Origin of the sequence: Pseudalkalibacillus sp. NRS-1564 (assembly GCF_050467905.1) — a bacterium.
GTDB lineage: Bacteria > Bacillota > Bacilli > Bacillales > Guptibacillaceae > Guptibacillus > Guptibacillus hwajinpoensis_B.
In genome coordinates this window covers 64629-87328 of record NZ_JBITPM010000008.1, presented here as the reverse complement: position 1 = coordinate 87328, position 22700 = coordinate 64629, and the positions used below count along the sequence as shown (strand labels likewise).

The 22700-nt window shown below is 39.4% G+C and carries 23 protein-coding genes and 1 pseudogene; 13 read left to right on the top strand and 11 right to left on the bottom strand.

From position 1 onward, the window contains the following. The first annotated feature begins 172 nt into the window (after positions 1 to 172). Positions 173 to 571 (top strand): hypothetical protein, encoded by a 399-nt coding sequence (locus ACIFPW_RS03715; RefSeq protein WP_430242104.1) that lies wholly within the window; start codon positions 173 to 175, stop codon positions 569 to 571. Here ACIFPW_RS03715 and ACIFPW_RS03710 read toward each other — a convergent pair. After that, positions 568 to 1104 carry an HD domain-containing protein gene (locus tag ACIFPW_RS03710; protein WP_430242103.1) on the bottom strand — a complete coding sequence of 179 codons (537 nt, stop codon included), beginning with the start codon at positions 1102 to 1104 and terminating at the stop codon, positions 568 to 570. The genes ACIFPW_RS03715 and ACIFPW_RS03710 overlap by 4 nt on opposite strands. Before the next feature lie 178 nt (positions 1105 to 1282). Here ACIFPW_RS03710 and ACIFPW_RS03705 point away from each other — a divergent pair, with 178 nt between their 5' ends. Then, on the top strand, positions 1283 to 2491 hold the full coding sequence (locus ACIFPW_RS03705) for a putative glycoside hydrolase (RefSeq protein ID WP_430242101.1): 1209 nt from the start codon (positions 1283 to 1285) through the stop codon (positions 2489 to 2491). An 83-nt stretch (positions 2492 to 2574) separates the two neighbouring features. On the opposite strand, the gene ACIFPW_RS03700 is transcribed toward ACIFPW_RS03705, so the two are convergent. Next, on the bottom strand, positions 2575 to 2754 hold the full coding sequence (locus ACIFPW_RS03700; RefSeq protein WP_226612615.1) for a hypothetical protein: 180 nt from the start codon (positions 2752 to 2754) through the stop codon (positions 2575 to 2577). A gap of 156 nt (positions 2755 to 2910) precedes the next feature. Here ACIFPW_RS03700 and ACIFPW_RS03695 point away from each other — a divergent pair, with 156 nt between their 5' ends. Continuing rightward, positions 2911 to 3474, top strand: coding sequence for a GNAT family N-acetyltransferase (locus ACIFPW_RS03695; RefSeq protein WP_194221199.1), 564 nt, complete (start codon positions 2911 to 2913; stop codon positions 3472 to 3474). 33 nt (positions 3475 to 3507) lie between these two features. After that, positions 3508 to 3636 (top strand): hypothetical protein, encoded by a 129-nt coding sequence (locus ACIFPW_RS03690; RefSeq protein WP_255462008.1) that lies wholly within the window; start codon positions 3508 to 3510, stop codon positions 3634 to 3636. A 49-nt stretch (positions 3637 to 3685) separates the two neighbouring features. On the opposite strand, the gene ACIFPW_RS03685 is transcribed toward ACIFPW_RS03690, so the two are convergent. Then, positions 3686 to 6751, bottom strand: a complete 3066-nt coding sequence (locus ACIFPW_RS03685; protein ID WP_430242098.1) for an efflux RND transporter permease subunit — start codon at positions 6749 to 6751, stop codon at positions 3686 to 3688. Positions 6752 to 6762: 11 nt separating this feature from the next. Next, positions 6763 to 7965: an efflux RND transporter periplasmic adaptor subunit gene (locus ACIFPW_RS03680; protein WP_430242096.1), complete on the bottom strand. Its 1203-nt coding sequence runs from the start codon at positions 7963 to 7965 to the stop codon at positions 6763 to 6765. A 287-nt stretch (positions 7966 to 8252) separates the two neighbouring features. Between ACIFPW_RS03680 and spxA the strand changes: the two genes are divergently transcribed. Then, positions 8253 to 8648: a transcriptional regulator SpxA gene (gene spxA / locus ACIFPW_RS03675; protein WP_098443134.1), complete on the top strand. Its 396-nt coding sequence runs from the start codon at positions 8253 to 8255 to the stop codon at positions 8646 to 8648. A gap of 112 nt (positions 8649 to 8760) precedes the next feature. Here spxA and ACIFPW_RS03670 read toward each other — a convergent pair whose 3' ends face one another. Next, positions 8761 to 9420 carry a TerC family protein gene (locus tag ACIFPW_RS03670; protein WP_430242415.1) on the bottom strand — a complete coding sequence of 220 codons (660 nt, stop codon included), beginning with the start codon at positions 9418 to 9420 and terminating at the stop codon, positions 8761 to 8763. A 287-nt stretch (positions 9421 to 9707) separates the two neighbouring features. Between ACIFPW_RS03670 and mecA the strand changes: the two genes are divergently transcribed. The 3 genes from mecA to pepF all read left to right on the top strand — a co-directional run bounded on the left by mecA (position 9708) and on the right by pepF (position 13664). Then, entirely contained in the window at positions 9708 to 10391 is a 684-nt protein-coding gene (mecA, locus tag ACIFPW_RS03665; RefSeq protein WP_194222276.1) for an adaptor protein MecA, read from the top strand. 176 nt (positions 10392 to 10567) lie between these two features. Next, on the top strand, positions 10568 to 11806 hold the full coding sequence (locus ACIFPW_RS03660) for a competence protein CoiA (RefSeq protein WP_430242094.1): 1239 nt from the start codon (positions 10568 to 10570) through the stop codon (positions 11804 to 11806). A gap of 34 nt (positions 11807 to 11840) precedes the next feature. Continuing rightward, complete coding sequence (gene pepF, locus ACIFPW_RS03655; RefSeq protein ID WP_430242092.1) at positions 11841 to 13664, top strand: oligoendopeptidase F; 1824 nt, start codon at positions 11841 to 11843, stop codon at positions 13662 to 13664. A 54-nt stretch (positions 13665 to 13718) separates the two neighbouring features. Here pepF and ACIFPW_RS03650 read toward each other — a convergent pair whose 3' ends face one another. The 4 genes from ACIFPW_RS03650 to ACIFPW_RS03635 form a co-directional block, all read right to left on the bottom strand. Further along, positions 13719 to 13898, bottom strand: coding sequence for a hypothetical protein (locus ACIFPW_RS03650; protein ID WP_430242090.1), 180 nt, complete (start codon positions 13896 to 13898; stop codon positions 13719 to 13721). Between the two features lie 133 nt (positions 13899 to 14031). After that, the gene (locus ACIFPW_RS03645; protein ID WP_430242413.1) at positions 14032 to 14856 is read right to left on the bottom strand and encodes a ClpXP adapter SpxH family protein; all 825 of its coding nucleotides are present in this window, start codon (positions 14854 to 14856) and stop codon (positions 14032 to 14034) included. 92 nt (positions 14857 to 14948) lie between these two features. After that, a complete protein-coding gene (locus tag ACIFPW_RS03640) occupies positions 14949 to 15344 on the bottom strand; it encodes a globin (protein ID WP_404682403.1) in 396 nt (131 codons plus the stop codon). Positions 15345 to 15460: 116 nt separating this feature from the next. Next, positions 15461 to 16036 carry a CYTH domain-containing protein gene (locus ACIFPW_RS03635; protein WP_430242088.1) on the bottom strand — a complete coding sequence of 192 codons (576 nt, stop codon included), beginning with the start codon at positions 16034 to 16036 and terminating at the stop codon, positions 15461 to 15463. A 113-nt stretch (positions 16037 to 16149) separates the two neighbouring features. On the opposite strand from ACIFPW_RS03635, the gene ACIFPW_RS03630 reads away from it, so the two are divergent. The 4 genes from ACIFPW_RS03630 to ACIFPW_RS03615 all read left to right on the top strand — a co-directional run bounded on the left by ACIFPW_RS03630 (position 16150) and on the right by ACIFPW_RS03615 (position 19037). Next, positions 16150 to 16557: a hypothetical protein gene (locus ACIFPW_RS03630; protein WP_194221209.1), complete on the top strand. Its 408-nt coding sequence runs from the start codon at positions 16150 to 16152 to the stop codon at positions 16555 to 16557. Positions 16558 to 16583: 26 nt separating this feature from the next. Further along, positions 16584 to 17219: a GTP pyrophosphokinase gene (locus tag ACIFPW_RS03625; protein ID WP_194221210.1), complete on the top strand. Its 636-nt coding sequence runs from the start codon at positions 16584 to 16586 to the stop codon at positions 17217 to 17219. 26 nt (positions 17220 to 17245) lie between these two features. Continuing rightward, on the top strand, positions 17246 to 18046 hold the full coding sequence (locus tag ACIFPW_RS03620) for an NAD kinase (protein WP_194222277.1): 801 nt from the start codon (positions 17246 to 17248) through the stop codon (positions 18044 to 18046). A gap of 103 nt (positions 18047 to 18149) precedes the next feature. Then, positions 18150 to 19037: an RluA family pseudouridine synthase gene (locus ACIFPW_RS03615; RefSeq protein WP_430242086.1), complete on the top strand. Its 888-nt coding sequence runs from the start codon at positions 18150 to 18152 to the stop codon at positions 19035 to 19037. Here the strand turns inward: ACIFPW_RS03615 and prpE are convergent. Further along, positions 19021 to 19755, bottom strand: a pseudogene (gene prpE / locus ACIFPW_RS03610) (bis(5'-nucleosyl)-tetraphosphatase PrpE). The gene ACIFPW_RS03615 and the pseudogene prpE sit on opposite strands and share 17 nt — an antisense overlap. 96 nt (positions 19756 to 19851) lie before the next feature. Then, positions 19852 to 21036 (bottom strand): FtsW/RodA/SpoVE family cell cycle protein, encoded by a 1185-nt coding sequence (locus tag ACIFPW_RS03605; RefSeq protein WP_283152336.1) that lies wholly within the window; start codon positions 21034 to 21036, stop codon positions 19852 to 19854. Between the two features lie 272 nt (positions 21037 to 21308). On the opposite strand from ACIFPW_RS03605, the gene mgtE reads away from it, so the two are divergent. Beyond that, on the top strand, positions 21309 to 22670 hold the full coding sequence (gene mgtE, locus ACIFPW_RS03600; RefSeq protein WP_430242084.1) for a magnesium transporter: 1362 nt from the start codon (positions 21309 to 21311) through the stop codon (positions 22668 to 22670). Positions 22671 to 22700 lie beyond the last annotated feature (30 nt).

Below are 22700 nucleotides of genomic sequence, written 5' to 3'. Positions count from 1 at the left end.
CTGGAAGCGAATAGTCTACTAAAATAAGTCCGCACAGAATAAAAGTAGAAATAAGTAAACTAAGTTTCAATTTGTTCATAAACTCTCCTTTCAGAAAAGCTGTAGTTACTTTGTTCGTTTTACTGAGATACCTTTTGTGAAATCATACAAAGCAAAATAGAGGAGGATCCATATGATTTTTTACACTTACAATTGCGAATTTGATGAAGAAACGCTAGATTCGATTAGATCAGAAAATATGGCAAGGTTACAGTTACAACCTTCTTCTCATTCTATCGTATACTTGTTTGAAGAAAAAGAACAAACCGTAGGATATGTTTGGATTGAAACATATGAAGAATACGTTGAAGTTGTAGAATTTTTTAATAAAGGCAATGAAAAGAAGAGGTGGGGTCTGTACGAATTTATCGTTCAATTGGCTTATAAGCAGAGAAAGCAGAGGATTATTATGAGTGTTCCTAATAGTGAGTATGGAATGACTTTTGTAAAGAAGTGGGAAGGGGAGATAAGGGAAAGGGATGGAAAGGATTTACACATTGAGATCCCTTTCCTGAGCTATAGTGGATCTTAAACACTTTGCTGCCACTCATTTTGATTGTTCAAGCTTTGTTCAATCAATTGATCGAGTGCAGCGAGCTCATTTCTCGCTTCTTCTTCAGAGATGACTTTATAATGGTGGTTACCACCAGGTTCTTCGTCCGCTTCATCAGCCATTGCAACTACTTCTTGAAGGGCGTTACGGTTTACCGTTCCCATGAAGTAGGAATCCGTGTGGAATAGGATTGCGACGGCAATTTCCTTTGCTGAAACTGGATTTTCACCAAGTCGTATCAGCATTTTGTGAGCGCGTTCAGCCCCTTTGATTGCATGAATGTCATTCTGTTTATATAAGTTATAATCCCATTTTCCATTTCGGTACCATGTATAGTGACCAATATCATGAAGTAATGCTGCTTTTGCAGCAAGATCAGGATTGACATCGTGTTCACTTGCGAAATGATAAGCGTGTTTGGCCACAGTAATCGCATGAGCCAATCCAGCGCGTTTTAAATACTTTCGTGCAAATGGTAGTTGATAAATATCAGTTAGTGTTACGTTTCTCATGGTTATGGCCTCCTCACCAATCTAAATTTATTTTTCTAAATATCATACCATTTGATAAAAAATAAAGCAATTTATATTGTTCACGAAAAAGACATGAGAAATTTTACTGGAAGTTCTTTCAAAGAGCGTATATTCATCTTATAATAGAGGAGGCAAACTAATAAAGGGGAGAGAAGCTGTGCGTATTTTTAATGTGGGGTTGAAAGGCCTGCTCGCGTCAGTTTTGCTTTTTTCTGTTTTCGGGCAATCGGTACAAGCAGATGAAGCATTATCAGCGACAAATCTTAAAGGGATTGAAACAGAAAAAAAGGAACTAACGTTACCAGATCGACTACCAAGATTCGTTTATGATTCTGGTCTAGATTTCGAATATCCCGATGCAGTTCGAGGTATTTATGTAACAGGGAATTCAGCAGGTGGAAGTCGATTCAGTAAGCTCACAGAATTTGTGAACTCTACAGATTTAAATGCAATGGTCATCGATCTTAAAGATGATTTTGGAAATCTTACATATGAACCAAAGAAGGATTCTCCATTAGCAGAGTATGAGATTGGCAAACCTTATATGAAAGATCCTCGCAAGGTTTTAGAAGAGATGGAGAAAAACGAGATCTATCCAATTGCGAGAGTAGTTGTATTTAAGGATACAGTGCTTGCAGAAGCAAGACCAGAGCTTTCATATAAAGAAGGTGGTTCGGTTTGGAAAAATGGACGTGGAGAAGCATTTGTTAACCCATTTAAGGAAGAGGTATGGGATTACAATGTTGAAATTGCAATTGAAGCAGCTAAAATGGGCTTCAAAGAAATTCAATTTGATTACGTCCGTTTCCCAGAAGGGTTTGAAACACGTGAAGACACATTAGAATATTCGATGGGCAAATATGCTGATATGGATATGGATAATGTTCAAAAACGTGTGCAGGCTGTAACGGACTTTGTAGCATATGCGAATTCGAAGCTTGAGCAGTATGATGTTGATGTATCGGTTGATATTTTTGGTTACTCAGCAACGATTCCTGAAGCGCCTGGTATCGGGCAGAATTTCTCTAAAATTTCTAGTAACGTTGATGTTATTTCATCTATGATTTATCCAAGTCACTGGGGATCCTATTTTGGAATTTCAAAGCCTGATTTGGAACCGTATAACTTAATAAATGAGTATGCAAAAGTAGAGAATGAAGTATTAGGCAAATTGGATGATGCTCCTACAAGTCGTCCATGGATTCAGGATTTCACTGCAAGTTATCTTGGTAGTGGGAATTACTTGAATTACGGAAAGGCGGAAGTAGAAGCCCAAATTAAAGCCTTGAAAGACAATGGTATTAATGAATATCTACTTTGGGACGCAAGCAATAGTTATACAAAGAATGTCGACTATACACCGTGATACGTAAAGAAAAGGATTGCCTCTGAAGGCAATCCTTTTTCTCTATATACGATTCCCTTCCCGCTAACGCTCAATGCGCTGGTTTAGAATGAATCTTTCGTTAATTTCCTCCAGTTTTTCTGACTATCCTCTAAAGGGTGTTGGAAGGAGGTTTTTTCTTTAGAAAAAATGAAGCGTCCTGAAGCATTTAAGAAGATAGCAATAAATGCTGTGAAGCTAATGAGTAGAATAGCGAGCATGATAAACTCAGCAAAAAAGTTCATTTCATTCCTCCTTAGCATGTTTGATATTAGTGTACAGTATGTTTACATAACTGAGAAGAGGGGAAAATAACTACTGCCTTATCTAGCTTAGCACTATTTTACTGGATAAATGTGTTATACTATTAGTGACGAATTAATTTAAAAGGGAGTAGATCAATGAACTGGTATGAGAAGCTGAAGCAATATTTCCCCATTGAAGAGATGAAATCAAAAGAGCATATGGACTTACTGCTTGAAGAAAAAGGTGACATTTACAATAAGGACGAGGGACCGCACCATGTTCTAATGTATGCCGATCTTCCTGATTTCATATTCGTGGATTATATTTTCGTTTCCAAGGATGCCAGAGGTCAGGGGCTAGGAAAGAAATTAATTGAAGAACTTAAAGGAAAGAATAAGCCAATTATCCTCGAGGTAGAGCCTGTTGATTACGATGAAACGGATACTGAAAAAAGACAGCGCTTTTATTTGAGAGAAGGATTTAAACACGCGAAGTCAATTGGCTACCGAAGAAGATCTCTTGCTACAAACGAGATTAATGAAATGGAAATTCTTTTCTGGTCTCCAAACGAAGCTGGTGAGAAAGAAATTTACGAAGCGATGAAGCATACGTATCAGGAGATTCATACTTACAAAGATATGCAGTTGTATGGTGAGTCTTATCAGCCTGTCGAAGAAGTGCTGAGTCTTAAAGAAGATAAGGAACTCATTGAAGAGTAAGAGTATTGTTTTCGATCAGGAGGGAACCTTCTTATGAAGAATCGTGAGAAGAAAAAGCAAAAGAAGCGCGAATGGTTGAAGGATTTATTGAAACGACGATGGAAAACCTGGAAACCGCAGTCTTCGAAAGAGCCCGCCTCAAATACGAGAACATCTGCATAAAAAATGTAACAAAAAACCGAAAGCCTTAAAACTGGCTTTCGGTTTTTTTCTATTCATTTGTTTCTAATTTTTTATCTAATCGTTTCTGACGACGTAGATCAATCAAGTAATAAACAACAGGAATAAATACTAATGTTATAAATGTTGCTACACTCAATCCGAATACGATGACGATGGCCATCGGTTGCTGTATTTCTGTACCTTCACCAAACCCGAGTGATAAAGGAACCAGACCAAGAATCGTCGTTAAGGCTGTCATTAAAATCGGTCTTAAGCGAATAGGTCCTGCTTCTAAAATCGCTTCACGAGTTCCCATCCCTGTTTCACGAAGCTTATTAATATAATCAACGAGTACAATCGCATTATTGACCACGATCCCCGTTAAAATAAGCATACCAACGAGTGAACCAACTCCAAGAGGCTGGAAGGAGATAAGGAGTCCGAAAATAACCCCAATAGCTGTGAGTGGAACAGAAAACATAATGATAAACGGATAGAGAAATGATTCAAACTGTCCTGCCATAACCATATAAACAAGAACAATGGCAAGAGCAAGAGCACCGGACAATTTAAAGAAAGCATCATTCATTTGTTCATCTTGTCCACCAAAAGTAATTTTATATGAATTACCAGGGAGCGGAACGTCTTTGACTAGTTTTTCGCGAATTTCATCTGTAACCGTTCCAAGATCTCGACCCAATAGACTCGCCGTTATTTCCACTTGTCTTAATCGATCCGAACGTGTAATTTCCGATGGACCAAGCCCCCGTTTAATTTCGGCAACAGCAGAAAGGGGGATTTTTTCCCCAGTTTGAGTCTCGATTAATAGGCTAGATAGAGAATCAAGGGAATCTGTATATTTATCTTCAACTGCTAAGCGGATATCTAATTGATTGCCATCTCTTGCAAGATTGCTCGCTACAAGCCCTTTTGTGGCATTAGAAATCGTTGTTGAAATTTGTGAGCTGCCTATTCCATAGCTCGCAGCCTTCTCACGATCGATTAGAATTTGAACTTCTGGATTATTGGATTCGATACTCGAAGTTGGTTCTCTTACGCCATCGACTTCTGATAAGCTCTCCATCACATCATCCGAAAGTTCTTTCAAAACATCAAGCTCAGGTCCGATGATGTTAATTGAAATAGGATCAGCGCTAAATCCAGAATCACTGGCAGATACAGAAATATCGGCGTTCGGTATACCTTTAAGCTTCTTTCGTATATCTTCGGCTACTTCTAAGTCAGATTGATCTCGCTCATTGATTGGAACGAGCAGGACGCTGTAGCTAGCCCGGTTCGTTTGACTGCCAGCTCCAACACTAAAGTTGTCGGTTCCTCCAGCTGTTAAATAGGATAAGTCAACTTCAGGAATCGACTTTAAGACGTTATCAATTTCCTCTGTGACGGTTTCAGTGGCGTCAAGCGAGCTTCCTGCAGGAAGGTTCGCTGATATATTCACAAAGCTCTGATCCTGTGCAGGAAGGAATTCTGTCCCAATAAAAGGCGTTCCGGCTGCTGAAATAGCAAGGAGCAGAACGGTAAAGCCGATTGTTTTTTTAGGATGAGACAGCGTTTTATCTAATACTCGACGATACCATTGATTAACCCGATCAAATTTAAGTTGAAAAATCGATTTGGATTCGTTTCGGTTCATCAGAAGAGATGATAATAGTGGCACAATAATAAGTGCTGTAAATAGAGACGCTAATAGTGAGAAGGTAACAGCTAGCGCTAATGGTTTAAAGAGCTGGGCTGCGAGCCCAGTAACAAATACAATTGGTAAGAATACTACAACTGTAGTGAGTGTAGATGCAATGATTGCACTACCAACTTCTTTCGTACCATCTACTGCCGCTTCTTTCAGTGATTTACCTTCCTGCCTTAGTCGGTAAATGTTTTCTAGAATAACAATAGAGTTGTCTACCATCATTCCAACTCCGAGCGCGAGGCCTCCTAGTGTTAGGAGGTTGATCGTTTGACCTGAGAAATACATTAAAATAAATGCACCCACGATCGAAATAGGTATTGATAAACCGATAATTAGCGTACTGCGAATATTGCGTAAGAACAGGTATAGAACGGCAGAAGCTAAAAGACTTCCAATAATAATATTCCATACAACAGCACGGATTGACTGATTAATAAATTTCGCCTGATCGAATACGGTTTTAATTTCCATGCTTTCTGGTAGGGAAGGCTGAATTTCTTCAAGCTTCTCATTAATTTGCTTCACTACTTGAACGGTGTTTGCTCCAGATTGTTTTTGAATTGAAAAACCAATCGCCGGCTCACCATTTAAGAAACTTTCTTGAACAGCAGGTTTCATCATTTCTTCGATTTCAACGAGCTGATTAAGTTTGACGGTACCATTCTGTGTTGGAACGGATAAGTTTTTCAAATCATCAACGGATTTAAACTCTCCTGTTACGCGAAGAGGCAGGTTTTTATTCTCTGTTTCAATAGATCCGCTTGGTAAGTTAAGATTTTCTGATCCAATGAGCTGCTGTAAGTTTGTAAGGGTGACGCCATATTGACTTAATTTATCTGGATCAGCAGTTAATCTAATTTCCTTCTCTAACTGACCTTCAATCGTAACAGCTGCAACCCCAGGTACTGAATCAAGTGAAGGTTTAATTTGATCTTCAATTACTTTCTTTACTGCAGTAAGATCTTCCTCCGATCCAGCCACTCCAAGTTGCATGATAGGAATATCACTTGGATTAAAACGCAATACTTTAGGAATTGGTACTTCAGAAGGTAGAGAGTCTCTAACTGCATCAATTTGTTCCCTCATATTTAACGTGGCAAAATCCATATCTGTTCCCCATTCGAATGAAACGAGGATCAGTGCACCACCATTTTGTGAGACGGACGATATACTTTCGACATTCGGTAGGGTTCCCATCACGTTCTCAAGAGGGGAGGCTAGTAAGTTCTCAACTTCTTCAGGACCAGCACCATCATATGTAACCGTTACGGCTGCAACAGGGAAAGTAAGATCGGGAAACAGATCAACTGGCATGTTCCGTAGTGATACTGTTCCGATAATGAGGATGAAAATAATCACCATCCCCATAGCAATTGGACGAAAGACGGAAAGCTTAGCAATATTCATGTGTGTTCAACTCACTTCTGTACCTGGATTTCAGATGCTTCGTTTAGACGATCTTTACCTTTAGTGATGACTTTATCACCTTTTGAGAGACCTTTCGTAATTTGAATGCTTTCATCAGTCTCTGCTCCTAGCTCGACGTTAACTTGTTTCACTTTCTTTCCTTGTGGTGCGTAAACATACGTTTCATCATCACCATAGATAATTGAATCCTTAGGGACAGTTACAGCGTTCTCTATGACGTCTGTTTGTATGGTCGGAGTTGCTTTCATACCACCTTTAATTTTTAAATCTTTGTTTTCAATTGGAATCTCAATTAGAAATGAACCCGTTTGTTCATTTGCTGTAGGTGGGATCGCTTTTAATTTCCCATCAAAAGATCCATCGACACCGTCAAAAGTGATCTTCACTTCCTGATCTTTTTGTAACTGTGTAATTTGAAAGCTATTTACTTGAAAGGCAGCGTTAATCGGATTTAAATTCACGACGACCGCAAGCGGGGTGCTTGGCACGGCTGCAGCATTTTCTTCAGCATTGATTTGAGAAACGATCCCATTTATAGGTGATTCAATGGTAGTTGCATTTAGGACGTCCCTTGCCTGGTTAAGGCTTGCTTTCGTTTCGGACAACTGTGTTTCAAGCTGTGTCACATTACCTGCTGACATTGAAGGAACCTGGGCTGCAGCTTGGGATAATTGTGCCTGCTTTATGGTTACTTCAAGACTTTCCTTTAAAACATCAGCAGCTGTCACTTCTTCTGAATCAAGTTCATTAAGTAGCTGCTTAGATCGTTCGAGTGAAGCATTTAATTCATCTTGAAGATTTTTTAACTCTTGAGCACTTTTTTCTGCTTGTCCAGACAATTCTTGAGCCTGGCTAACGGCTTTTTCAAGCTCATTGACCGCATTCGTTAGCTGGTTGACATTTTCTCTCGCTGTAGAATCATCGAGAGAAGCAATGAGATCTCCTTTTTCCACAGAGCTTCCAACAGTCACGTTTATTTCTTTTACCTCGAGTGGAGAAGGGGCAGCGAGCGGGATCGTCACTCCAGGAGTAGCTTGTCCGGCTAATTCAAGTTCATTCGAAATGTTTTTTTGTTGAGCAGTAGCGACTTCGACTGGAATCGGTTCATTTGAAGTTTCTTCATTTGTAATTTCCTGTGTTGTACAAGCGCTTGCAAAGACGAGCATACTTACAAGAAACAGAGCCTTTTTCATATTATTCACCTCAGAATTAGTGTATCTCTTATGAATCGTATCATGTGAAGGAAACTTTTTTCAGATAAAAATCAAACATTTTTAAACAATAAAGGTTTGGGAGCGTGAAGAAGGGGTATATAGGAGTTAGACTTAACATAAATCATTTGTATAGTTATTGTATAGCTTTTATGTAATTTTTGTCATCCTCTATTTATTTGATAAGAATTGTGGTATAATACAAATTGTGAAAAGATAATTTTTCTAATGTAGATTTGACGTTTACTTATAGAAAGGAGCAATTCCTTATGGTAACACTCTATACATCACCAAGCTGCACATCTTGTCGAAAAGCGAAGGCGTGGTTGCAGGAGCACGATATTCCGTTTACAGAACGTAACATTTTTTCTGAACCTCTTACTATTGAAGAAGTGAAAGAAATTCTACGTATGACTGAAGACGGAACAGATGAAATTATATCAACTCGCTCAAAAACTTTCCAGGAATTGAACTTAAATCTTGATACGGTTTCTTTACAGGAATTGTTTGAGCTAATTAGCGAGCATCCAGGATTGCTTCGCCGTCCAATCATTTTGGATGAAAAAAGACTACAGGTTGGTTATAACGAAGATGAAATTCGTCGTTTCCTACCTCGCAAGGTTCGTACTTTTCAACTTCAAGAGGCACAGCGTCTCGTTAATTAATTAGCTTATAATAATGATGCTCGGTTTTAATTCATTCGAGTTAAAGGTTCATTAACAGAGCTACCTAATAAAAACTTCTACAGGAGATCCTGTAGAAGTTTTTTTGTAGCTCTTAATAAATGTAAAGAATGTTCCCTTTCACCTTCTTTACTAACCATCCTCCAACAATCACAACGAGAAGAAAAATAATCTCGATGGCCACTTCCATGGAAGGGTATGTATAAAAGAAGGTTTTTAATTCTGCTGCGCTTGTTAACATCCTTGCAGAAGTAAAAGCTAAAATGCCGGCGCCAATATAAATTAAAACAGGAAAATGATCAAGGGCATGCATGATCATTCTACTACCCCATACGATAATAGGGATAGAGATGAATAATCCAAAAACGACAAGCGGCAGTTTCCCCTCGGATGCACCAGCGATCGCTAGTACATTATCGAGCCCCATAATGAGATCTGCTATGACGATGGTTCGAATGGCTCCCCAAAACGAAAAGGTGGATTGGACCGATTCATTACTTTCACTATCGATTACCAATTTGAAGGAAATGTAGAGAAGAAAGAGGCTACCAACAATTAATAAGAAAGGGAGCATCAATAAATAGACAGCGACAATGGTTAGTGCTATTCTAAGTCCAACAGCAATGGCTGTTCCCATCATGATGGCTTTGTTGCGATGAGAATCGGGGAGATTACGACACGCGAGGGCGATTACAACTGCGTTGTCACCACCTAGGACGATATCAATACCGATAATAAACAGAATCTGTGTCATGGTTTCTAAGGTAAGCAAGGAATCCACTCCCGAATAGCGAATTTTTAATCATATGACAGGAGCACTTTAGGGCAAGCTATACACATAAATAAATATATCGTGTATATGGTTTAATATGAGTGAAAAAATCAAACGATTTTTTATTTCCATTCTTTGATGGTTTATCATAGAATGGTATTACAAGAGAAAAAGTGGTTAAACTCAAGCCACTTAAGGGAAAGAGAAAATTAGGAGTATCCCAGAGGGAATAGCCTTCCGGTTAACTAAACAGGAGGGAGAGAGTGCACATGGAAATCGAACGCGTCAATGCGAATACTTTAAAATTCTTTATTACGTATAGAGATATTGAAAATAGAGGGTTCGATCGAGAAGAAATTTGGTACGACAGAGAAAGAGGAGAAGAATTGTTCTGGGAAATGATGGACGAAGCGCATCAAAGGGAACAGTTTTCACTTGAGGGTCCACTCTGGATACAAGTTCAAGCACTTGAAAAGGGTCTTGAAATCATTGTGACACGTGCACAAATGTCAAATGACGGGTCCAAACTTGAACTTCCGATGTCAGAGGATAAGCAGCTTGATCTTCCGCTCGATGAAAATATGGATAAAATTCTTGATGATAAATTTGCGCTTCAGAATAATTTAGATCCAGAAGACGAGCCTGAACCGTTAGAAGGTGAAGAGCTTTCCTTTATGATCGGATTTAGAGACTTTGAAGATGTGATTTCATTGTCACACGGATTTGATTCAACTGGAGTTGAAAATGGATTGTATCATTATGAGGACCGTTATTATCTCCATGTTGTCTTCGACGAAACATTGATAGAAGAAGATCAGGACAACCGATTGAGTCAGCTGTTAGAATACGGATATGAAACAGACCTGACCATTCACCGCATTCATGAATACGGTAAGGAGATTCTCTCTGAGCAGGCTCTTGAACAACTCCGCGGACACTTCCCACTCTTATAAGGTGAGGCCGATTTCTATGGAAATCGGCTTTTTTTTATTTCTTCATTTCTTTAAGGGGACGAATCATCCTTTGTGGTTAAACCGGTTATCTTATTCAAATAAATATAGAAAGTGTAGAGGGATGTTTCTCTAGGAAGAGAATTATTGTTAGGAACGAATAAAAGAGAGGTGTTGTGATGTTAACTGCTTCAACTATAAATGGATCATTACTCAATCTTGCCGACCGTTGCTTCAGCCTTGATGAGCTACGGAAATTAAGGCGTTCCACACCCTATTATTGTCCTGGGTGCCGTGAGCGGGTTGTGATGAAGCTAGGTGAAAAAAAGATATGGCATTTTGCCCATCAAGGGTCCCCGCCTTGTGAAATGGAATGGGAACGGGAATCTAATTATCACTTAACCGGTAAACAACAGCTTTATAATTGGCTAAGAGAAGATCATCAGGATGTGCAATTAGAACATGTGTTAATTGCCTCTAATCAGCGCCCCGATTTATTTCTCCCCTCATCTCGTACGGCGGTTGAATTTCAATGTGCCTCAATAGAAGCGAGACTGCTTACGAAACGATCACATGATTATAACGCTACAAACATTCATGTGACATGGATTCTTGGAGCAAAGCGCCTCAAGCGAATATATTCCCTCATCCACAACCTTTCAGCTATGGACTGGGCAGCAGCATCCCACCATAGAGGTTCTCCGTCCATTTACTATTATTGCCCAGAAGAACGTACCTTCGCGAATCTAACCATCCACTATAGCTTAACCCCTACAAAATTCATCTGTACAACCACTTATCACAGCGCTTCAACTACTTCTTATTTCGATTTATTTAAGTCTCATTCTCCTTTTACTATTCATGAATCCGTGCCCATATGGTTTAAGCAAAAACAAATTTGGCGTCAAAATCCCCATGGTGAAAAATCATTCATTTATTACTTCTTGCGTAAACGACTCTATCTTAGCGGAAAGTCTATTCGATTTTTCCCTTCCGAAGCTGGAATTCCATCTTCGCAAAACTACTGGATTGAAACCCCCTCTTATTTATGGCAAACGTGGATTATTATTTGCTTTCTTTCTTTAACCCCTCAAAATAAATCATTCTCTATGCAGTCATTAATAAATGCCTTCCAACAAGTAATCGATGCTACTCTTATTAAAGTAAGATATAGTCCGCACATGGTTCAGGGGGAAGGGGTATCAGCGGCACTAAAAGGGTATGTTGATCAATTAATTCGGTTAAAAGTTTTGAAAGAATGGGATAATGAACGATATGAAAAGCTTTATCAACCTGAGGTTCATCAGCAAGTTGAGCAATGCACTAAAAAGATCATGAAATTCTCGGGAAACTTGTGTGAAACTGCAACGTTTGTCGAGCGAAATTGTAAGCATCCTAAGAGGAATATGGTACGATAATGTATGTGAGGTAATTATTTGATGGAGGTGTCTAATGATGGAAGAGAAAAAAGTAAACGCTCTACCTAAACGAGACGAAATTCCAGTAGAAGATACTTGGGATCTTGAAGCCATTTACGAAAACGATCAAAAATGGGATGAGGAATTTAAAGAAATAAAAGCACTTCTCCCGGAGATGGAAGAATACAAAGGGAAGTTAGCCGATTCTGCAGATACGCTTTATGCGGCCCTTCAAAAACAAGATGAAATTACAATTAAGCTTGGCAAGCTGTATACATATGCCCATATGCGCTATGATCAAGATACGACAAACTCGCATTACCAGGGTCTTAATGATCGTGCAGCTAATCTTGCGACGCAGGTGAGTAGTGAGCTCGCTTTTGTTGTACCAGAAATTCTAAGCGTACCCGAAGAAACCATCAAGCAGTATTTGAACGAAAAGAAAGAACTGAAACTTTATGAGCAAGCATTAGACGAAATCAATCGAGAGCGTCCGCACGTTTTATCTAAGGAAGAAGAAGCCATTCTGGCTGGTGTTAGCGACGTAACGAATAGTTCAAGCAACACGTTTGGTATGTTAAATAATGCAGATATGAAGTTTCCAACGATTAAGGATGAGAATGGGGACGAAGTGGAAGTTACACACGGACGCTACATTCGTTTTCTTGAGAGTAGCGACCGACGTGTAAGAAAAGATGCGTTCAAGGCAGTCTATGAAACGTATGGGAAATTCAAGAATACTTTCGCTTCGACACTAAGTGGAACAGTTAAGAAAGACAATTATTATGCTAGCGTGCGTAATTATGATTCGGCAAGACAAGCTGCACTTGATAGTAATAACATTCCAGAAGACGTCTATGACAACCTTGTGGAAACAGTGCACAATCGACTTGATCTATTGCATCGCTATGTAAACCTTCGAAAGAAAGCACTTGGTCTTGATGACATTCATATGTATGATCTCTATACACCACTTGTACCAGAAGTGAAGATGGAGGTTTCATATAAAGAAGCGAAAGATTATATTCTCAAAGGATTAGCTCCGCTCGGAGAAGAGTACAAAGAGATCTTAGAGGAAGGCTTCTCAAACCGATGGGTAGATGTGCAAGAAAACGTAGGTAAAAGAAGTGGGGCTTACTCTTCAGGTACGTATGGAACACGTCCATATATTTTAATGAACTGGCAAGATAACGTGAATAATTTATTTACGCTCGCTCACGAGTTCGGCCATTCGGTTCATAGTTATTACACAAGAGAAAACCAACCTTATCCATACGCAAATTATTCTATTTTTGTAGCTGAAGTTGCTTCAACGACAAATGAATCGTTACTGAATCATTATTTGCTCGAAAACACTTCAGACAAAAAGGAAAAGCTTTATTTATTAAACCACTATCTAGAAGGATTCAGAGGAACCGTGTTTAGACAAACGATGTTTGCTGAGTTTGAGCATGCGATTCACAAAAGAGCGCAAGATGGTGAGCCGTTGACGCCAGATCTTCTTTCCTCGATCTACTATGATCTTAACAAAACGTATTTTGGTGACGATCTTGTGATTGATGATGAAATTGCACTTGAGTGGGCGCGTATTCCTCATTTCTATTACAATTACTATGTATTCCAATATGCGACTGGATTTAGCGCAGCTGCATCCCTCTCAAATCAAATTCTTGAAGAAGGCGATGAAGCCGTCTCAAGATACATTGATTTCTTAAAAGCAGGAAGCTCAGATTATCCGATTGAAGTCTTGAAAAAGGCCGGAGTAGATATGACTTCTTCTAAACCAATCAGTGACGCACTAGATGTATTTGAATCCATTCTTAACGAAATGGAGAATCTGTTATTCGAAGACGAATAGGTTTCATAAGCTAAGCCGCTAAAAAGCCTTCTCTACTACTAGAGAAGGCTTTTTTTAGCGGTTAAATCCTTTGAATTGGTTTCTGGAATTGTACATGCTAACGGTAAAAAGAATAGAAAGAAACAAAAGAGCTCCACCAATAGGCACAGGAATAAATCTTAATAATCCCATGATAAACATGACAAAGCTAACGATGATGAGTGCCGCACCTAGTAAGATGAGAAAACGCGTCATGAATTTCCCTCCTCGTATTATAGTTATGAGAAATGATGAAGCATATACTTACTTGGAAGGGGAGAGGTAAATGAATGGTAAGAACAAAAAAAGAATGAACCATGCTGGTTCATTCTTTTTTTGAAGCCCGATCTTAACTTTTTACAGTGCGCCAGAAACATCCATGTTTCGCGGGCACTTTCTCTACCTTTTGCTTCAAGGCGAGCTTCTTCATAGCGGCATCTGCCTCGTCGCAACTCATGTCGTAAACGACCGCCACTTCTTTTGTTGCGACAAAGTGATAGCGGTCCATGAATTCATCTAGCGACGGAAGAGGCTCTGGCGTTGGTGTTGTTTTAAGCATTTCTGTCAGAATTCTAACATACACATCATATTCATAAAGTCCTGTAATTTTAAGACCTTCTTCTTCAATATTTTCATTGAAGAAAACAAGGGTAGGAAGTTCATTTACTTCCATTTCTGAAGAGATCTTTAAGTCACATTGAAATGCTTTTACAGCAGCTTGTGAGTGAAGATCTTTCTGGAATTCTTCTACATCAAGTCCGGTTTCTTTTGCTGCTTGAACTAGATTTTCTTCTTTTGTCATGTTTTGCTTTTGGATAAAAAGAAGTTCTCTCATTTTCCTTAGGAAACGAAATCCTGGAAGCTTTCCCTGAAGCTCTGCAGCCTTGATAGCAATTGATGCGATATAAGGGGTATCCATAGGGTCCTCATACCACAAATCACCGTCACAGGACATCCCAGAGCGACTGGCTGTACGTTCCCAACGCTCAGCGACATCAGCGTGTGTTGTGATGCCTTCATTTTTTCGTTTAAACGAGTTAAATGATTTTATATTACCGCCAACTAGATGTCTAATGCGGAAGGTATGTCCATATTCTAGGTGTAATTTCTTAATGATCGGTTCGAGACCCCAGCAGTCAGGACAAAGCGGATCAATAAATGAATAGATCTCGATAGGTTTACCTTTTTGAGATGTAGTCGTGCAAGCTGTATCGGATTGTCCATTTGGATTGTAAGAATCGCAATAGGAACCAGTAGCATTCGGTGTCAATTCGATTCTCCTTTCTCTTCCTGATCACCCGAGTTAACCATATGATGAGCAGTGAACGTTAACCTTGTTAGGAGATGTTCTCGTAAATCTTCGTCTAGTTCAACCTCATCCATTGCTAACTCCATGCAAGAAAGCCATGCTGTCGCACGTTTGGGTGTTATCTCGAATGGGAGATGCCTCGCTCTTAACATAGGGTGCCCATGTTCTTCGGAATATAGAGGCGGCCCTCCGAGAAATTGAGTTAGGAATTGAGTTTGTTTTCTAGCTGTTTCAGTTAAATCATCTGGAAAGATAGGTTTTAATTCGGGATGCTGTGAAACCCGATTATAAAAAGCAGTCACTAGCCGTTCAAGCTGCGCACCGCCGATATGATCATACATGTTTTGTTTCATATTCATTTTCCCCTTTGGAAGGTAGAACTTAATTACAATTTCATTTTAGCAACCTCCCTACGTAACAGCAAATAATCCGATTTGAAATCATTGCCAAACAAAAAGAACAGGACCGTTTAGGCCTGTTCTTGGGATGCTAGGAAGAATCGAAGAATCTTATTATTTGTCTTTCTCTTTGGAATTTGATGCTGATGAAGAAGGGACGTGAAGGCACGCTCTCCTGTCGTGAAATCAGAGACTTCAAACTCAAGTTTGAAATCTTCTCTCCCTAGGTATTCACTATGGTCGAGGACGAGCAGTCCGTGAGTCGTTTGGTATTCAGCTCTATGTGTCGTTAATCGTCCTAAGTGGTGGAGCGGAGATGGAATTCCTAGTTCGTTTAGCTGCGATGCTACTTCTCCATCAGGAAGTGTGCCGTCCTTCTTGATCTCTTCAAAGGTTTCTTGCGATACGGCTTGATGTGTCTCAAGCAGTCCTTCCTCGGCAGGCTGCTTTAATGTTAATACGAATTTGTCATTCTTGTTTCTAATACGTAACGCAGCTCCTTTTTCACGAATCATAAAATTCTTTGTATCAAAATAATCATTAGTTTGTGTTTTAATGTTCTCTTCTAATTTATAGTAATCAAGTAAAGAGGCATACTCTTCTTTTGTGAGCATATTTTTAAATTCGATTTCTACTTCCTGTGCCATAAGTGAACCCTCCATTTAGATGAATATAAAAGAATTATGGCATATGTCTTTATTCAGAACAACAACGGTGAAATCTCCCACTGCATTGTGATAAACTATTAGGTGATACATACTTGGAAATAACGAAAGGAGAGGTATTTGTGCCAGAACAATACTACATCATTACAGGGGAATTATCAGATCACACACTTACCTTTGGTCTGAATGAAAAAGTGGACCTTACTTCCTATACAGCTACTGGAAATATGTTAGTGGATTCCGACTCCTTGTCATTTGTGTATTTACTCGATGGGGGAGAAGGGTATACATATATTCGTTTCCAAGAGGAAGTATGGCCAATGTTAGCAAACGTGCTCAATCAGGACGTGAACGTGGTTGTTACTTCCGAGGATGACACATCTATAGAACTTACTGATCTAAAAGAGGAACTTTCCTATCTTGTTGAGAATATTAAAGATAATTCGAATTATGGAGAAGTGATGAATCAAGCTGTTGAGAAAGTATTCCTAACAGCGTCATAATAGATATCGTCGTTGGTGGTGGTTGGATGAAAAATTGGGAAGAATTTTTAGCACCGTATAAACAAGCAGTAAATGAATTGAAAGTGAAATTGAAAGGCATTCGAGAGCAATTTGAAAAGGCGGATGATCATTCACCTGTTGAATTTGTTACTGGGAGAGTAAAGCCGATTTCAAGTATTCTTGATAAAGCCAAAACGAAACACATACCGCTCAATAGACTGCAGGAAGAAATGCATGATATTGCAGGTGTTCGTGTGATGTGTCAGTTCGTAGAAGATATTAATAAAGTCATTCATCACCTTCGTGGTAGAAAAGATTTTGATATCGTTGAGGAACGAGATTATGTGACGAATCAGAAAGTAAGCGGCTATCGATCATACCATGTGGTCGTTCAGTATCCAGTTCAAACGATTCAAGGAGAACAAATGCTGCTCGTTGAAATACAAATTCGAACACTTGCTATGAATTTCTGGGCGACAATTGAGCATTCTTTGAATTATAAATACAATAAGAAAATACCTGATGATGTCAAAAAGCGCCTCCAACGAGCCGCTGAAGCAGCTTCCAAACTTGATGATGAAATGTCTGAAATTCGCGGTGAGATTAAGGAAGCTCAGAAAATCTTTATGCAAAAGAAAGAAAATGAACAAAAAGAAAGCTGAAAACTAAACTAGACGAGGTGCCTAAATTGAAATTTGCGGTAAAGTCAAAAGGGGATCAAACCTCCAATCAACTTCAGCAGCGCATCAAAAATTATTTACGTGATTTCGATCTGGACTATGATGAAGCAGAACCGGATATTGTCATTTCGGTTGGCGGTGATGGGACACTACTACACGCTTTTCATCATTATCAAGATCGCCTGGATCAAACAGCCTTTGTAGGTGTTCATACTGGACACTTAGGTTTCTATGCGGACTGGACCCCTGAAGAAGTCGAAAAGCTCGTCATCCATATTGCAAGGACTCCTTTTCAAATTGTAGAATATCCATTGCTTGAAGTAACGGTTCGCTATTTAAATAGTTCCAAAGAGAACCGCTATCTTGCGCTAAATGAATGTACAGTCAAAAGTGTAGAGGGATCTTTAGTGATGAATGTTGAAATAAAAGGTGATCTGTTTGAAACGTTTAGAGGAGACGGTCTCTGTATTTCAACGCCATCTGGTAGTACAGCCTATAATAAAGCGTTGGGCGGGGCGATCATTCATCCCGCACTTCCTTCCATTCAACTTTCAGAAATGGCATCTATCAACAATCGCGTCTTTCGTACTGTAGGATCTCCACTTGTGCTTCCGCAGCATCATACGTGTCTTCTGCGACCGGTGAACGATGCTGACTTTCAAATTACGATTGACCATCTGTTCTTATTGCAACAAGATGTAAAGTCCATTCAATATCGAGTAGCAGAAGAGAAGGTAAGATTCGCGCGTTTTAGACCGTTTCCTTTCTGGAAAAGAGTAAAGGAATCATTTGTCGATGAAGTATATTAAAGCGAGGCAGTACTGTTCATGAGTTGAACGGTGCTGTTTTTTTCGCTCTATTACAAAAGAATGCCTATCATGAAAAATTTTATAATACACGAGGTGAGTTTGCTTGAGCGTTAGAATGACGTGGAACGTAGAAGAGAAGGATGAAGGGATGCTGCTAAGGGAATTCCTTCTTACGGAAAAGAATTTATCAAGAAGTATGTTAACAGATATTAAATTCAATGGAGGAAAACTTACGGTTAATAACATCAATCAAACCGTTAGAGCTGTTTTAAGGAAAGACGATACGGTGGAAGTCTTATTTCCAAAAGAAACTGTGAGCGAAACGATGGTAGCTAAAGAGATGGAACTTCGTATTTGTTATGAGGATGAGCACTTTTTACTTATCAATAAGCCAGCAAGCCTACCGACGATTCCATCTCGTCATTCAAAAGAATCACTCGCAGAGGGTGTTCTCTACTATTATCATTCGCATAAGCTAGATCGAACGATCCACGCTGTTAATCGTTTGGATCGAGATACATCTGGACTCGTTTTATTTGCGAAGCACCGCTATGCACATGACCTTCTTTCAAGACAGCAGAAAAACAAAGAGATGAAACGACAATACGTTGCACTTGTTCATGGAGAAGTTAAAGGAGAAGGTGAAATCGATGCGCCAATAGGGAGGAAAGAGGGGAGTATCATTGAAAGGGCCGTTCGCCCTAATGGACAACACGCATTAACGAGTTACCGCACAATAAATCATTATAAAGGATTCTCCCATCTTGAATTATCGCTAAAAACGGGGAGAACCCATCAAATTAGAGTTCATATGTCTTATCTTGGTCATCCGCTCTTAGGTGATGATCTCTATGGTGGAACGCATGCATTAATAAATAGACAAGCGTTACATAGTGCGAAGCTTGAGTTCTATCATCCTTTCCTAGAAAAAAAACTCCGGTTTGTTTCAGAGCTTGAAGAGGATATGTTATGTCTCATTCGAAAGAAGTGAATTTCTCAGGAACATAAGGCATTGATGATTGAACAGAAGTTGTTTTCAATTCCGGATAGCTAAGCGAAGTCAGTTTGCCTCCAAACACGCATCCTGTGTCAATGTTTATTGTATGATTCACCCATCTTGGTTCTTTCACTGGAGTGTGCCCATAAACAATAAGAGATTCTCCGTTATAATGCTTAGCCCAGTCTCTTCGAATAGGCATGCCGTTCGGATGAGATTCTCCTGAAATGTCGCCGTAGAGGACAAATGTTTTTACTTTTTTCCCAACTTGTCCGATATAATGTTCAGGTATTCCCGCATGTGCAGCAATTATTTCCCCGTCATCGAGGGATAAATAGAGTGGTGCATGTTCATAAAGAGAGATGAATTTCCTTTTCACAGCCTCTTTCTCATCATTTGGGAGAGCATTTAGTTCAGCAATTGTTGTCTCCAGTCCATGTGTTTGCTGAACGTTTCGGCCGATAAAATACCGATAAAGCTTATTGCAATGGTTCCCAGGGCAATAGTAAGCCTGTCCGGTGCTAACGAGTTGTGAGACTACGTCAATCACAGCAAGAGATTCTTTTCCACGATCGGTGATATCACCAGGAAAGACGAGTTTTCTGCTGTCAGGATGGACGGGAATTCCACTTTCCTATGAATATCCGATTCGTTTGGTTAGTTCTTTCAGTTCTTTATAACATCCGTGTATATCGCTGATAATGTCTAACAATTGGCACCCTCCTATCTCATCTCTTTATCATTACCCTATTGAACGAGTATGTATCAAGGTTAAAGGCCAAATAAAAAAACCTGCCATATTGGCAGGTTATTCAAACATATACGTTTTCGTTCGAGATCGGACGTTTAATACGAGCCCGACTGCAATCATGTAGGTTAAAAGTGCACTTCCGCCATAGCTTACGAATGGTAATGGAATACCAGTTATCGGCAATATTCGAATGGTCATTCCAATGTTTTGGAATACCTGGAATGTTAGCATCCCGATAACGCCTGCGCACAAATAGCTTCCGAAGGACTCATTGCTTTCAAGGGCTGTATGAATCATTCGATAGATTAGCATGAAGAAAATGGAGATCGTAATACTTGCTCCGATGAATCCGAATTCTTCTCCAATCACAGCAAAAATAAAGTCAGTGTGCGCTTCAGGGAAGTAAACAGTACCGTCAGCGTATCCTTTCCCTTCTAATTTACCAGAGCCGATGGCAAGGATCGCTTTCGTCGCTTGATAGCCTGCATCTGTATACTCTTCAGGAGCAAGCCAGCCATAGAAGCGAGCGAGCTGGTATTCATCAAGTAAGTAGGCTTTAAAGAAGGCCGGAAACTTAAAGAAAATAAAGACAAGAGCAGATATTCCTGCAACCCCTAGTAAACTTAAAAGAGAGAGAAGTCGCCAGCGTACGCCTGATACTAATGTAATACTAACAACAATAGCGGTAAAAACCATCGCTGTTCCGAGGTCAGGCTGGGCCATAACGATAAGAAGAGGTGCAGCTGCCACACCGAAAATTTTGGCTAATAACAAAAGGTCTGTTTGAATGGTTTTTGTTGGGTTTTTTTCATGATGATTCACCGCTGTAGAAGCGATCGTAATAATTAAGAAAATTTTCATAAACTCTGATGGCTGTACACTTCCTAAACCAGGAAGCACAAACCAGCTTTTTGCCCCATTTCGAATCGGAGCAATTTGATAACTTCCAATATACTCAGGACTAACCGCAAGCAAGATTAGAAGAAGAATTCCAAATCCATAGAGATACCAGGATAATTGTTTAAAGCGATCAAAATCAATGACCAGTGTGAGCGAGAGGACAAACGCACCAACGAAATACCACGTTAGCTGTCTGCCTGCGAAGTTGAAGTTTTTTAATTCTCCAGGTAGTGAAGCCTGCGCACTATAAATAGCGACAGTACTAATGCACATCAGGAGAAAGACAAAGAATAAAAGTGTGAAATCTATTTGTTGCCATGGTGTTTGATTGTCATTGTTCATGATATAATCCTTTCTAAAGAAAAGCGTTCCTTCTTTTAATCACAATTCCTATCTTATCTGAAATCCTTCCATTTGCAAATCGGTTCCTGTATTTATTTTTGACAAAATAACTACACACCGACTAAGATAGGAAGGTAATTTTACTTTATGACACTGATAAGTAGAAAAAACGTTCATCCTTAGAAAAGCTTATCGGAAATAAACGATAAATGATATAGCCATATTTGAGTATTTACGCACTTTGTTACTAAAACATCAAGGAGGTGTGCAGAGTGGCTTACCAGGAGCAAGAAACGCAAGCTTTGTACGAAGCACTTGTCCATCATTTAGAACAAGAAAGAATCGATGCCTTTCGAGAATTGTTTCTAGATATTCACCCTTATGAACAGTCTCAATTCTTCTTAACCGTATCAGAACAAATCAGGCTGCTTGTGTACACCTATTTATCACCAAGAGAAATGGCCGAAATCTTTCAGAATTTTGATATTGAAGAGCAAGAAGAATACATTTCGGAGATGGAGCCAGCTTATGCAGCTAAAATGCTTGCAGAGATGTATGCCGATGACGCAGTAGACGTATTAAATGAACTAAACCCTGAACAGATTGCAAGTTACTTAACCATTATGGATGATGATGCAGCTGACGAAATTAAAGAACTTCTTCATTATGAAGAAAAAACAGCTGGTAGTATCATGACAACAGAATTTGTATCGATTCGAGCACACCAAACGGTGAAGCGAGCGATGCAAATACTGAGACGTGAAGCACCTGAAGCAGAGACCATTTACTATATATTCGTATTAGATGAACAGAAAAGGCTCGTCGGGGTTATTTCTCTTAGAGATTTAATTATTGCAGAAGAAGATACGTTAATAGAAGAGATTATGAATGAGCGGGTTGTTTCCATTTCGGTCGGTGAAGATCAGGAAGAAGCCGCTAGAATTATGAGAGATTATGATTTTCTAGCACTTCCGGTTCTCGACTTCCAAAACCATTTGCTCGGTATTATCACACACGATGATATTGTTGACGTTATTGAGGAAGAAGCTTCAGAGGACTATTCAAAGCTTGCCGCTATTTCAGATGACGGTTCGTTTGACCGTAATCCATTCTCATCAGCGAAAAAAAGGTTACCATGGCTCATTATTCTCCTGTTTCTTGGAATGATGACAGCAAGCTTAATTGGTCAGTTTGAGGTAACCCTTGATAAAGTCCCATTGCTAGCGGTATTTATTCCACTTATTGCAGGAATGGCAGGTAACACAGGAACACAAGCGCTTGCTGTTGTTGTAAGAGGTCTTGCTACTGGAGATTTTGAAGAGAATAGTAAGTGGGCGTTAATAGTAAGAGAAGCAGGAACTGGACTAATTACCGGTGCAACGTCAGGTATTCTCGTCACCATTATTATTTTCTTGTGGAAAGGAACCTTTTTACTTGGCTTATTAGTTGGTTTTTCGTTATTATTTACGTTGATTGTTGCCACTCTTGCTGGTGCGCTAGTCCCACTCTTAATGCACAAACTTAACATAGACCCTGCGGTTGCTTCAGGGCCGTTCATTACAACTATTAATGATATTATCAGTATACTTATTTATTTTGGAATGGCGACTGCATTTATGAGTCAATTAGTCTAAAGATTAATTGACAATGCAGACGTTTGAAGG